Source organism: Nostoc sp. CHAB 5836 (assembly GCF_020829445.1).
Lineage (GTDB): Bacteria > Cyanobacteriota > Cyanobacteriia > Cyanobacteriales > Nostocaceae > Nostoc.
Window position 1 is genome coordinate 37154 of sequence record NZ_JAIVFV010000004.1, and the last position, 13596, is coordinate 50749.

Below are 13596 nucleotides of genomic sequence, written 5' to 3' on the forward strand. Positions count from 1 at the left end.
GCGAGTTTTGGCTACAACTAAACAGCAATATCACTTATTGTTACTCAGATATGACCCAATCTTTAATCGGAAAGGAAACTTCAAAGATGAAACTTGGTTCTGTTGAGCATAAGGAATTATTCTGCCGGAGCTTTATGGAAAGCTACAGGGAATACGAGCCTGAGAATCTCCCGTGGCCAGTTTTGGACGATACAGCCTTGACCTTCCTACGCAGTATACCCTTCTGGGAGAAAGCTCTGGATACAGAGCGACAAGCCGGAGCAATAGTTAGTGGTTACGCAGCCACGGTGAGCGATCCGATTTTACAAACTGCGATCGCCCTCCAAGGTAGAGAAGAATTACGCCACGCCCGCCTACTCCAAACATTAATTGACCGTTACGGCATCGAACTGCCAGAACGTCAACCCATTCAAGTTCCCCAAAATATTGAGCCAGTCTTTACGCGCTTTGGCTTTGAAGAGTGCCTAGATACCTTCTTTGCTTACGGGCTATTTGCGATCGCCCGTGAAGCTAATGTTTTTCCAGAGTCAATCTTCACCATCTTTGATCCCATCATAGACGAAGAGACACGCCATATTGTCTTTTTTGTCAACTGGTTTACCTATACACAAATTCATCGTGGCCAAGGATTTACCCCACTGCGGAGCGTCAAAACCCTCTGGCACTACGGCAAGGCACTCAGCAATCTGATTGCTGTCTTTGGCAATGATGACTCAAGTAGAACTGGCTTCGCCGCCACAGGTACTGACATCTTTACCAAAGACCTGACAATCGAAAAATTTCTCAGCATTTGTCTATCGGAAAATCAGCGCCGGATGAGCAAGTATGACGCCCGATTACTTCAACCGCAATTACTACCTAGACTTGGTACCATCGCCCTGCGCACCTTCGAGTTAATACCCAAACGCAAACTTGAAACTGTCGAGAAGGCTAGTGTCTAATTTTTTGCCCATCAATACAATTCTGGTGCCCCAAGGAGCAGAATATCAAGCTGTCTGTCGCGGATTAAGCGGCCTGACTGGCTCCATCCCAACGGTAGTAGCCATACCTGTTGGGATGAAGCCTTTGCTCAAATATCTCCAACAAGGACAATTTCTGACTCCAAAATCCAGAGTGCTGATTATGGGTATATGTGGCAGCTTGAGCGATCGCTACACAGTTGGTGATATTGTGCTGTATGAAGATTGTATTTATCAGGGGAAGCAGCAAGAATGCGATCGCACTTTTACAGCACAATTGCACTCATCACTCCTCACTTCCCACTCTCCACTAAACTTAGTCAAGTCATTGACAAGCGATCGCCTAATTTGGTCTGCTGCCGAAAAACGCCGTTTGGGTGAGACTTTAGCGGCTGATGTTGTTGACATGGAAGGATTTACCGCCTTAGAGTTTTTCAATGCAGCTGGAGTAGCCGTGGCAATGCTGCGAGTAGTCAGCGACGATTGTCACCATAATATTCCCGATCTCACATCAGCAATTAACTCTGATGGCTCCCTAAACCCTTTGCCTTTAGCTACAGCAATGCTTCGACAACCCCTCGCCGCTATTCGGCTGATTCGAGGTTCATTAACAGCATTAAACGTATTACAGCAAGTTACAAATCTGCTCTTTTCCGGCTATAAGCCAATACGCTTGGGTTAAGGATAATTGTAGGTTGGGTTGAAGGTCGTGAAACCCAACAAATGCCCGAAAATGTTGGGTTTCGTTCCTCAACCCAACCTACGCAAATTTATTTTTACGGCTTAACCCAAGTGTATTGGCCTATAGGCCAATACACTTGGGTTAAGCATTTCTTTGTTCTCTTTGTTCTCTTTCTTTGCGTCCTTGGCGTCCTTCTCCCAAGGGGAGACCCTACGCGATGGCGGTTCGTTAAAAAAATTGACTTTGGCAAAGAGTTTTAGCCTTAACCCAAGCGTATTGGGCTATAGGCAGAAATAATCTGTTGCGTTTGAACGCATCGCCAACCAAATCTTGCGATTATGGTTGGGGATTCTTACGCTTTTGAAGCCAAAAGACTTCTAAGCGTTCCCAGGCATACTGGCGTCCTCAGTGAATCGTAGAAACTTTTGTCTACCCAAACCCCAGAAAAACTAGCAATTCCTAAATAATTGCTGTAAATGGTCGTGCCTCTACGAAATTTCGCTTTGCCGTACCAGTATTATTCTACTACAATGAAGATTCACTTTTATTTTGGTTCTCCCTAACCCCACCTAAAATGTAAACATTTCCAAGTATTTTTAGGTGGGGACTGCGGGAGAACATTTCTGTTCAAAAAACCGAAAAGAGGTTTTGCTTCCATGAGGAATTGAAATATGATCGTGCATAGCTGAAAAAGCCCACAAAACACTTCAATGATTCTCTGTCACCGCAATGAAACTATTTTTACTGATTGCAGTATTTGGGAAGCCTACACTGAAACCCATCAAGCTTCAGTGTAGGAGACGTCACCTAGTTAGTTGCTTGTACAGGTTGTTGCTGAGACACATTACCTGGTATAGGTTCCATTTTGGTTCCTGGGCCTACAGGCATAACTTCAATATGATTTAACAAGGTAGTAACAAACGCAAACAACAAAAAAGGTAGCGATAGCAGAACGACAAGACCCGCTGTTGCTAAAGCATACACAGGTCGCTTGGCACCCATGAGCGCCAAGGCTGAAGCCAAACTTAGGGTAATTGTAATTAACCAAACAATTATTTGACCGTAAATATCACCGAAAGTCAGGGTACAGACAAACCGATACTTTTGAATATTATTTCCGCTCATCACATTTGCCTCAAGTCTCTCCTAATAGGTTCTACGTTAGAACCATGCTTGCCTTGTAGACAATATCTAAATATTTTTGCAAGCTTCGTAATATCACTTCACAATCAGCATCAAAATTCTTGCCCGTCAAAAAAGTCCAAAACATAGTCGGGCTAAAGGTTGTCGTCAATGCATAAGCGTAGCACGTCGCAGACATGACAGAACTTGTCAGAAATGCGGGTAAAGCCAAATGCTTTTGACTCCTCAACAATATAGACTCTGTGGTTAAAGCTAAGATAATTTTTGTCATCTGTCAAAATCCAGATATTTAGGATAGAAGAATTAATTTTTTGCTCGTAAATATTAGACATCTGGTAGAAATTAAATATGCGTTACCCAGAACCCTTGTAGAGACGTAGCACTGCTACGTCAAAACAATTCTTTTTCACCAGATGTCTATTAATTAGACATCTGGTGAAAAGATTTAGAAACCTTAAATTCACGCGCAGACCTAACCCCCCTACCCCCCTTCCCTTCAAGGTAAGGGGGAATTAAAGCCTCTCGACCCTTGTCTGGCGACAGGCTGACGCCAACGGGGAAAGGTTTGGAGAGGGGTCATGCATTAATTTTCACCAGATGTCTACTAGATAAATCCAGCAAACTTAGGATGTAAAAACCGATTTTTTGGTGTTAAATTTTGAGTATTGCCCGAGTTTGTTGACTTAAATCAACAAAAGTTTTTATTTTTCGGGGCAACATTGTTTTAGGAGTGAATGTGAATACTATTTTTCTTCGTAAAGGTGTTTTTGGGTTGCCAAGTATAGCTGCTCTTGCATTCCTGAGTAGCAGCTTATGTGCGAATGCCCAGACAGTGGACAAGGTGAGGAATGAGCCATTAACTGAGCCTTCTGCAACCCTAGTGTCTCCCAACGAGTTTAGTACAGAACTAAACACTGCAAGCCAAAATCTTTCTACACAAACAACTGAAACATTTACAGTTACAAATTTAACTAAGGTAGAGCAGTTGCCCAACACTGGGATAGAGGGAAACGCTAGTGTAATGCCTACACCCACTCCAGGTACAGTGCCAACCTCATCTGCGACCCTCACCTCTGAGTTTGTACAACCAATTTCTCAAACTACTTCTCAACCATCTGTCACCAAAGTGGCGCAATCGGATATCGATTTAGGTAGAACTACCCGTGGTGGCAGCAGCTATATCGGCGTCGCTGCTAACATTGGTTTGAGGGGTGGTGACACGTCTTTGGGCGATGGTAACTTCGCAGTCGTCAGTAAAATCGGGCTGACAAATGCGATATCAGTGCGACCCTCAGCCGTACTTGGGGACAACACTACAATTTTACTTCCGATCACCTATGATTTTACCTTCAAATCAGCAGATGCTTTTAGCGAACCGTTAGCGATCGCACCTTACGTCGGAGTAGGTGCAGCTTACAAAACTGGTGATGATTCGCAATTTGCCTTTTTGGTAACTGGTGGCATTGATGTCCCTCTAACTCCTCAATTCACTGCAACAGCTGCTGTAAATGCCGGATTTTTCGATGAAACTAATGTGGGCTTGTTGTTAGGAGTTGGTTACAACTTCACTGGGCTTTAACAGTTAGGAGTTAGGAGTTAGGAGTTAGGAGTTAGGAGTTAGGAGTTACTCCTAACTTTCTACTTGGGGGTAACTTGATCAATTACCTTGATTTTCCCATCGTCTCCTACTGTCCAAACATCGTAAACACCGACAACATCGCCGTTAGCATCAACATCTACGTTGCCACTGGCTCCTTGGTAGTTAATTTTCTTACCATCTTTAAGCAACTTCAGTCCCTCGCAGACATCGGTAACTTCTGTGCCAGACCCACCAGCAACTTCACGGATTTTACTGGCTATACCAACACCTGTATTTTCTTTAGCAGCTTCTGCTGCCAATATCAATAAAGCAGCAGCATCCCAAGCTTGAGGAGCGTATTCTCCAGGCTCACTACCCTTTTTATCCTTCCACAGCTTGTTGAAAGCTTCTAATGCTTTACCATCAGAACCTGGTACTGTACCGATCGCTCCAGTTAAAATATATTTACCATCACTGCCTTTGCCAACTTGTTCTGGGAAAGTCGGTGATTTCACTCCATCGGTCAGCAGAATTTGGACTCCTTTGGTCACACCTTGCTGATAGGCGGCTTTCAGGAACAGACTCCCAGTTTCGGCATAAAGTACGGCTAGGACTGCATCTGGTTTACCAGCAAAAGCAGCAGCCGCTTCTGTATCAAATGTCTGGGCTTTAGGGTCGTAGCGGACAGGTTTGTCTTTATTAACGATGGTTCCACCCAATTTTTCAAAAGTTTGCACAAATGCTTTTTCAAAGCCAACGCCATAGTCGTTATTAATCACGACTGTAGAAACTCGCTTGAAACCTTTTTTTCTGGCAAGTTGGGCTAAAGCCAGTGCTTGGTACGTATCGGGGGGAGCAGTACGCGCCCAAAAGCCTTTATAGTCGCCTTTTTGGGCTTTTTCAGTAAAGATGGGACTGGTACTACCAGGGGAAACCAGCATAACTTTATTCGGCGTGGCAATGGAGACTGCTGCACTAGAAACGCTACTGGCAAAGGAGCCAACTACACCTGCCACTTTATCTAAAGTTGCTAGTTTGGTCATCCCGGCTGCGCCCGCTCTGGGGTCGGTTTGGTCGTCTACTTGCACTAAGCTAACTGGTTCGCCATTTACTCCACCGCAAGCGTTGACCGTATCAACGAGTAAAGGAACCGAACCCACCATCTGCTGTCCCACAGAAGCCAAGTCGCCTGTTGTCGGTAGCAGGGAACCAATTTTTAGCCCTTTAGTACTGCTTGTGGTAGTTGAGTTTGCTGCTGGGGTTGCAGTAGTTCCATTGTTAGCTGTGCCATTGGGAGTACTGCTATCACCACAAGCCCCAACTAGAAATCCAGTTGCGATGGTAGCTATACTCAAGGTTAAGGCGGCGCTAATTTTTTTCATAAATCACTTTCACTCCTCAAATGTTTAGGAGCCTCAAATTAAGATTGAAACTTAATATGTAAGTTAGCTGTATCTTATCAAGACTCCAAAGGATAAATCATATCATCCATGTTTGGGAGTAGAAGTGTTTACCGCTCGTAGACATCTGGTGAAATTAAATATGCGTTACCCAGAACCCTTCTAGAGACGTAGCAGTGCTACGTCTCTACACTGTTTTTCACCAAATGGTGTATTGGTTTTTACTTTTCTACACGGAATATGCTCCGTGTAGTCCAAGTTAGAAAACGGAGAGGGAGGGATTCGAACCCTCGGTACGGAGTTACCTGCCGTACAACAGATTAGCAATCTGCCGCTTTCGACCACTCAGCCACCTCTCCTGACTCACGAATATCAATGTTACCAGACTTTTGGGGGAGAGTCAATAGTCAATAGTCATTTGTCATTTGTCATTTGTCAATAGTCAATAGTCAATAGTCATTTGTCATTTGTCATTTATAAAAGACTAAGGACTAGGGACAAATGACTAATTTTTTAAAGGACTTGCGATCGCATCCAAGCTATGGGTAAGGTGCGTAACTTTTTCCACTGAGGAACGTAAGCTCGCTGACTGAATACATCGTAATCGTTGCGTTCAATCACCTCCAAAATCTGTCCGTATAGCATTGATGCTGCCCACACGGGCCAACGGGCATCGGATGCTAAATAAGTAATTCCCTGGTCGGATATGGTATAGAATTGGCGGGCACGGTCAATTTGAAAGCGCATTAATGCTCGCCAACGATCATCTACCACACCTTTGAAGAAGTCTTGCTCACTGTAGTTGAATTTTGCCAAGTCCTCAAGGGGAATGTAGATCCGCCCCCTTTTGGCATCTTCTCCCACATCCCGCAGGATGTTGGTGAGTTGATTGGCAATTCCAAGAGCGATCGCTTCTTCTGTGGGAACATAAGGTTGTTTGTTCTGGTGCCACGGAGCGGTGTATATGGTGCTATCCACACCCATAACTGCTGTTGACATTAAGCCAACAGTGCCAGCAACGCGGTAACAGTAGAGGTATAAGTCCTCAAAGGTTTCATAACGACTGCGATATAAATCCATGCGCTGACCGGCAATCATATCCCGAAAGGGCTGAATGTCCATCGGAAAGCGCTGGAGGGTATCAGCTAAAGCGACATCGTAATTTTCTAATGGGTGTCCCGCAAAAATAGATTCCAGCTGCTGTTCCCATAGGTCTAGGGTTTCTGGCGTGGTAATAGCAGATGCGGGGCCATCCACCAATTCATCTGTACGGCGACACCAAGCGTAAATTGACCAAATAGATTGGCGTTTTACCGGACTCATTAGCAAAGTACCCAGGTAAAAAGTCTTGGCATACTTTGCTGTGAGATGCCGACAAAGTTTGTATGACTCGTCTACAGAGACCAGCGTTTTCATGCGCGTGGGGGAATCAGGCAGTTGCAGCATTCGTTGCGGGCGGTCGGGTGAGCGTTTGCAGGTTTGAGGAATTTGCTACCGGGAGAGCCTCAGAAATTGCCTGCGCTGTCAGCTTACCAGAAAGTACGGCACCTTCCATACTGCCTAAGTAGCGTTGCATGGTATAACTTCCGGCGAGATAGAAGTTGCCAATGGGCGTAACTTGTGCGGGGCGGTACTGTTGACGACCAGGGGTCGCTTTGTAAACTGAACGCGGCGTTTTCACCACATGAGATTTCAGCAATGTTGCTGGATTGTCTCCCCCAAAGTGGTCGGGGAAAAGTTTTTCTAACTCGGCAATGGTTGCAGCCACAATCTCCTCATCAGATTTGGCAATCCAATCTTTCGCCGGAGCTAGAACTAATTCCAGCATTGAGCGATTGGGGTTGGCGTATTCACGGCAGGTATTGCTCATATCAGCATAAACGCTCAAGAGGGGCGATCGCGAAAAAAGCAGGTGATCAATTTCTGTAAGTTTCCGGTCAAACCACAGATGCAGGTTAATCACTGGTACTCCTTCTAAACCTTCTAGCTTTTGGAAAAACTCCATTTGCTTCCAAGGCTTAGGTAACATGACCTTTAAAGGGTCAACTGACATGGCAGATACATACACATCAGCCGTGAAAACTTCATCTTCTGCCCCATTTAATCCTCGAATTAAGTATCCTTTCACTGTGCCGTCGGTGTTGAGTAAAATCTCTTTCAAGGGGGCATTCAACTGCACTTCTCCACCGCGTTTTGTGATGTAATCTACCATAGGGCTGCATAGACGTTCTGTGGGAGAACCATCTAAAAATGCAATCTTGGAACCATATCGTTCTTGCAGAAAACGATTCAGTGCAGTTAATAGGATCGTTGCCGAAACTTCATCAGGATTGATAAAGGTAAGTGCTTTACACGCGGCGATAAAAACATCACTAGTTACGCGCTCATCAACACCTTGCCTTTTCAACCACTCTAAGAAGCTGTATTTGTCCATGTCTTCAACATACTTCTGACCCCGAATCACTGCTGGAAGTAGGCCAACTGCAAATCGAATCTTCTGCTCCCAAGTCAACATATCTTTGTTGCGAAGAATCGATGCAATGACGTTGAAAGGAGATGGAATATCTGGAACATCAAAACGTGATAGCGTCCCAGGCTTATCGGGTTGATTAAAAATCAGCGTATGCTCTTTCCATTGGAGTCTATCTTCAATGCCCAACTCCTTGAGCAATTGGAGCATATTCGGATATGCCCCAAAGAAGGCGTGTAACCCGGTTTCGTACCAGTCGCCGTCAGAGTCTTTCCACGCCGCAACAAGACCACCCAGTACGTCCCGGCTTTCCAAGACAATGGGAGTGTGACCTGCGTCCGTGAGATATTTCGCGCAGGAAAGTCCTGCTAGACCAGCACCCGCGATCGCTACTCGCATTTAACCCTAATGCCCTTCAATATTTCTTAATGGTTTTGTTCGTTCTCATTATACGTTGCAATCCGTTACATTTGGCAGTTATTGTGCGATCGCTTCCCTAAAAAACTTTTGTCTCAGGGAATTTTACCAACGCGCACCTACCCAAACCTATTGCCAATACCATTGTCGGCAATAGGTTTACTCCCGTATTTCATCTAGATTTACATACAGGAGATTTAGCGAAACAAAAGTATTTCCTTTGACTGAAAATAGGTAATCCCAATATCCAAGGATGTCCATCCTGAATTTGATTTAAGTAGAGTTACGCAAATAAAGCTAACTGCCTAAGGCTGTCATTTGTCATTTGTCCTTCGTCATTTACAACAATTTAAGGTGTATTTATGTTTCGTAATATAGTTTAGTTTATTCTTGCCGATTTACTTTACTAAACCTACCATTGAAAGCTCGTCCCTCTCCATAAGGGTGTAGAATCAGAGTTTATATTTTTCCAGTTGTTTGCGACACAACTATAGGTAAAGGATTATGCCAATATCGCAGGAGTTAAGGCGCTTTGGACATCACCTGATTCTAGGTATTTCTGGCACGACATTAAGCGATGATGATAAACGTGCCCTTCATGAATTGAGACCGATTGGGGTAATATTTTTTGCCAAAAACTTTTTGGATAGCACCCCATATCAGATTTGGTTGGAAAGCTTTAAAGATTTGAACAGCCAGATCCGAGAATATACCGAACGTGATTCCATGTTCATGACCCTCGATCATGAAGGAGGTCGTGTAATTCGTACACCAATGCCAATTACCCGTTTTCCTCATGCCTCGTTGCTGCGATCGCACGCCCGTGAGGTAGCAAAAGCCACAGCAGTAGAACTTAAATCACTGGGAGTAAATTTATCCTGGGCACCTGTAGCAGATGTTTTTTCCCATCCCCACAACCCCGTCATTGGGCCTCGCGCCTTTGGTAGCACTCCCGAAACTGCTGCTCAAGGTGCTTGTGACTACTACCTTGGACTTCAAGAGTCAGGAATTTTGGGATGCGCCAAACACTTCCCTGGACATGGAGACACTACTAAGGACTCTCACATTGAGTTACCAATACTGAATTTAAGTTTAGAAGACTTGCGAGTTCGAGAATTTATACCTTTTAAGGTTTTAATCGAAATACAGATTCCTTTAATTATGACTGCTCATATCTTATTTCCCAAGATAGATACTGATGTACCTGCAACCCTTTCCCAGACTATCCTCAAAACCATACTTAGGGAGGAACTGGGCTTTGAGGGAGTAGTTGTATCTGACGACTTAGATATGAAAGCTATCTCAGATATGTTTACTAAAGCTGGTACTGTGGCGCGGTCATTTAATGCAGGCTGTGACCTGTTTATAGTCTCGCGCAACATCAATTCATCATCTATTGAAAGAACTTATCAGATTGCTGAAGATTTTGTCGATTCCCTCAGGAAGGGTAGCTTAAATGAGTCACTAGTGGAAGCCGCCAGAGAAAGAATCGATCAACTACTAGCAGTAACACCGCAATACCCCGTTCATGCTCTGGATAAAGATATATTATTGCAACACGCACAACTAGCGATCGCTAGTTCGTATTAATAATTAACGTAAATCACCATCCACATATCTAGACTCCCAAACTTTCAGCAACCATAGGACTTACGCATTAGTCACAAAAAATAAAAGCTTTTAGTTTGTAGTCAGGGCTACCCTACGGGAACGCTCCGCGAACAGCCCTGATGAAAGAGGACTAAAGTCCTCACTACAAACTCAAAATAATATAGGACTACTATTTGATTTGTGAACAGATACGTAGGGTGCGTTAGCGTTTTGCGTAACGCACCGAATCCTTAAGAATGGTGCGTTAGCGTTTCGCGTAACGCACCCTACAAATACTTAATGTTGTTCAAAAATCAAACCGGATTCCTATATGCCAGTTGCGTAAGTCCTAAACTAGAAAAAAGTCAGCATAATTAGTTATGATTCCCACAGTCATTGCACCCCACCCTATAATCCCCTCCCCGCTCTTCGGGAGGGGAGACAAAGCGTAGCTTTGGCGGGGTGGGGTTGTTCGGGTTTAGTAATGATTCAGATTAATGCCAGCTTCTTTTGCCATTGCTTCTAACCCATTAACTTGTAGAGTTTTGATTGCTTTGGTAGACAGCTTTAATCTCACCCAGCGATTTCCGCCTTCCCACCAAACACGCTTGTTTTGCAGATTAGCGTGCTGAAGGCGTTTAGTACGGCGGTGGGAGTGGGAAACAGCAAAAGCGTTATTTGCCTTTCTACCAGTTAGTACACAGCGACGGGACATAGCAAGTATCTCCAGATTCTTATTTTAATACAGCCTTTCTATTTTAGGCCTTAGGCAACAGAAGTGGAGAAGGGGGTGGGGAGTGGGGAGATGAGGGAGATGAGGGAGATGAGGGAGAAATAATTCCTAACTTCTAACTCCTAACTCCTAACTCCTAACTCCTAACTATTTACTTGCTTGCTTGTTCCGTCAGCTTCGTAAGTACCTCATTCGATCGCTCGACGAAGGATTTCATTCCCTCAGCGTCAAATCCTTTCTGAGACATCAGTGCTAAATCGTAAACGTGTTGGCAAATCAAGTTCACTAACTGATCTGTAGACGATTGACCATCACCTTGAATGATACTGCCTTGGTTCAGATTTGCCAGATTTTGAATCAACGGATGAGCAGTATTCACCAGCAAAATGTGGTCTTCGGGAAACTCTGCTGTCTGCTGCTGCATCATGGCGCTCATTTCTCGGACGCGGCGGAGAATCTCTGGTAAAAGCACGATCGCCGGTGGTGTGCCTTGAGGATCATCTGATTTCAAAGCTTCGGTACGGATGTTGAGTTTGGGTTTGTTGAGGGATTTCTCAAATAACTCTTTGATCGTCTCACTCCGGGTTTTGTTCGTTTTGGGATCAACAATTTCCGTAGCTTTGTCTTGTTCGAGCAGGCTATTATCTAAATCTGAGTCTACCCGCGTAAATTTGACATCCTGATATTCCCGCTCTAGGAAGTTGATAAAGTGGGTGTCGATGAAGGAGTCCATAAACAGGACTTCTAAGCCTTGATTTTTGTGCAGTTCTATGTAAGTAGCTTGGGTTGCTTCATCGGTGCTGTAGAAAACCCGGTTTTGGTGTTGTTCTTTGTTACGCTCTAGATACTCTTTCAGCGTAGTATAGGGAGCGCTAGGTGCTGAGTTTTCAAGACTGGGTGAGGGAGGAGTGACATCTTGCCAAGCATCCCCGTCTGAAGACTGGACTTCAACCACTGGAGTTTCAGCCACAGGTTTTTCTGTCAGCTTGGCGGTGGTGCGGAAGACGATGATATCTTCAATTTGTTTTTTGAATTTATCGTCGTTAAGAACGCCGAATTTGACAAAAGTGCCGAGGTCTTTCCAAGCACTAATGTATTGTTCTCGGTTGTCGCGGAAAAGTTCTTTGAGGCGATCGCCTACTTTTTTGGCAATGTAGTCACCAATTCGCTTCACGGTGCGATCGCCTTGCAAAGCACTGCGCGATACGTTCAGGGGAATATCCGTACTATCAATCACACCCCGCATCGGCATCAGAAATTGCGGGATAATTTCTTCGCAGTTGTCGCTAACAAAAACTTGATTGCAAAATAGCTTGATCTGCCCTTTCGTTACATCTACATCCGGTCTCATTTTCGGGAAATACAAAATCCCGTTGATGATAAAGGGGTAGTCTGTATTTAAATGTACCCATAACAGAGGTTCTTCCTGAAAAGGATACAGGTAGCGGTAAAACTCTAAATAATCTTCTTGACTCAGATTACTTGGGGACTCTCTCCACGGTGCTTTTTGCTTATTTACTACTTCGCCATCGAGTTTAATTGGTACTGGCAAGAAGTCGCAGTAGGTCTTGACAAGATTCTTAATTCGTGCTGATTCGAGAAATTCTTCTTCCTCTCCTTGCAAGCTGAGAGTAATAGTAGTGCCACGAGTTGTCCGAGACGAGTCATCTAGGGTGAAAGCTGGGGAACCATCGCAAGTCCAGTGAACCGCCTGCGCTCCTTCTTGATAGGAAAGGGTATCAATTTCTACCTTTTGCGCCACCATGAAGGAAGAGTAAAAACCAAGACCGAAGTGGCCGATGATCGGTTGATCTGATTTGCCTTCATACTTATGGATAAATTCTTCAGCACTAGAGAAGGCAACCTGATTGATATATTTCTTAACTTCATCTGCGGTCATCCCGATACCATTATCGGAGATGGATAGGGTTTTGTGATCTTTGTCAATGGCAATTTCAATTTCTGGTTCGCCGATATCTCCAGCATAATCTCCAGCGCGGGATACCATTTTCAGCTTTTGGATAGCATCTACAGCGTTGGATACCAGTTCTCGTAAGAAGATTTGGTGATCTGAGTAAAGCGACTTTTTAATGATCGGGAAAATATTCTCAGTATGAATACTGATAGTACCTTGTTCCAGCATAATTGGTAATTTTCGATGTTAGTATCTGAAATGATGATAGTGGCTAATACAACTTATAGCGGTTCTCAGTTGAGTCCAATATAGACCTAACCCCCAGCCCCTTCCCTTATAGGGAAGGGGAGTAAGATTCAAAGCCTCTCTCCTTTTGGGAGGGAGGAATGGAAGCGAGATCAAACTATATTGCATACAAATGAAAAGTGCTATAGACCTCTTTTTTCCAGGATAAACCCCTGGAGAATAGACAACGGCATGATACCAATTAGGATTTTAAAAGCATAACTTAGGCGATCGCTCGTTTTTTGAGGATTGTTTGCCCCCATTTTCTGATTCGGATTTCCCTACTCCCTCATCTTTCCAGTGCAGAGGAGATTAATCGCGTCTCTCCCGATATATCTACTACCTTAGTTGAGACTGCTGTCTAAAAGACATCTGGTGAGAATGTAGAGACGTAGCAGTGCTACGTCAAGACAAGGGTTCTGG

11 protein-coding genes and 1 tRNA gene are annotated in these 13596 nt (G+C 44.3%); 4 read left to right on the forward strand and 8 right to left on the reverse strand.

All coding sequences use genetic code 11. The annotated features are described in order from the left end of the window. The first annotated feature begins 86 nt into the window (after positions 1 to 86). Entirely contained in the window at positions 87 to 941 is an 855-nt protein-coding gene (locus LC605_RS01645; protein ID WP_229545842.1) for a ferritin-like domain-containing protein, read from the forward strand. Then, the gene (locus LC605_RS01650) at positions 934 to 1641 is read left to right on the forward strand and encodes a phosphorylase (protein ID WP_229545843.1); all 708 of its coding nucleotides are present in this window, start codon (positions 934 to 936) and stop codon (positions 1639 to 1641) included. The genes LC605_RS01645 and LC605_RS01650 overlap by 8 nt, the downstream gene beginning before the upstream one ends. Before the next feature lie 807 nt (positions 1642 to 2448). Here the strand turns inward: LC605_RS01650 and LC605_RS01655 are convergent. Next, complete coding sequence (locus LC605_RS01655) at positions 2449 to 2766, reverse strand: hypothetical protein (protein ID WP_229545844.1); 318 nt, start codon at positions 2764 to 2766, stop codon at positions 2449 to 2451. Positions 2767 to 2797: 31 nt separating this feature from the next. Further along, complete coding sequence (locus tag LC605_RS01660; RefSeq protein ID WP_229545845.1) at positions 2798 to 3055, reverse strand: hypothetical protein; 258 nt, start codon at positions 3053 to 3055, stop codon at positions 2798 to 2800. Between the two features lie 465 nt (positions 3056 to 3520). Between LC605_RS01660 and LC605_RS01665 the strand changes: the two genes are divergently transcribed. Continuing rightward, positions 3521 to 4363 (forward strand): hypothetical protein, encoded by an 843-nt coding sequence (locus tag LC605_RS01665; protein ID WP_229545846.1) that lies wholly within the window; start codon positions 3521 to 3523, stop codon positions 4361 to 4363. A gap of 59 nt (positions 4364 to 4422) precedes the next feature. On the opposite strand, the gene LC605_RS01670 is transcribed toward LC605_RS01665, so the two are convergent. From LC605_RS01670 to pds, 4 genes are all read right to left on the reverse strand, one after another. Further along, positions 4423 to 5745, reverse strand: coding sequence for an ABC transporter substrate-binding protein (locus LC605_RS01670; protein WP_229545847.1), 1323 nt, complete (start codon positions 5743 to 5745; stop codon positions 4423 to 4425). 285 nt (positions 5746 to 6030) lie between these two features. Then, positions 6031 to 6122, reverse strand: a tRNA-Ser gene (locus LC605_RS01675). 154 nt (positions 6123 to 6276) lie between these two features. Next, positions 6277 to 7209, reverse strand: coding sequence for a 15-cis-phytoene synthase CrtB (gene crtB / locus LC605_RS01680; RefSeq protein ID WP_229545848.1), 933 nt, complete (start codon positions 7207 to 7209; stop codon positions 6277 to 6279). Next, on the reverse strand, positions 7193 to 8632 hold the full coding sequence (pds, locus tag LC605_RS01685; RefSeq protein WP_229545849.1) for a 15-cis-phytoene desaturase: 1440 nt from the start codon (positions 8630 to 8632) through the stop codon (positions 7193 to 7195). Before pds ends, crtB begins: the two co-directional genes overlap by 17 nt. Before the next feature lie 522 nt (positions 8633 to 9154). Between pds and nagZ the strand changes: the two genes are divergently transcribed. Next, the gene (gene nagZ / locus LC605_RS01690) at positions 9155 to 10240 is read left to right on the forward strand and encodes a beta-N-acetylhexosaminidase (RefSeq protein ID WP_229545850.1); all 1086 of its coding nucleotides are present in this window, start codon (positions 9155 to 9157) and stop codon (positions 10238 to 10240) included. A gap of 478 nt (positions 10241 to 10718) precedes the next feature. On the opposite strand, the gene rpmB is transcribed toward nagZ, so the two are convergent. Beyond that, the gene (gene rpmB, locus LC605_RS01695; protein ID WP_229545851.1) at positions 10719 to 10955 is read right to left on the reverse strand and encodes a 50S ribosomal protein L28; all 237 of its coding nucleotides are present in this window, start codon (positions 10953 to 10955) and stop codon (positions 10719 to 10721) included. 169 nt (positions 10956 to 11124) lie between these two features. After that, a complete protein-coding gene (gene htpG / locus LC605_RS01700; protein ID WP_229545852.1) occupies positions 11125 to 13116 on the reverse strand; it encodes a molecular chaperone HtpG in 1992 nt (663 codons plus the stop codon). Positions 13117 to 13596 lie beyond the last annotated feature (480 nt).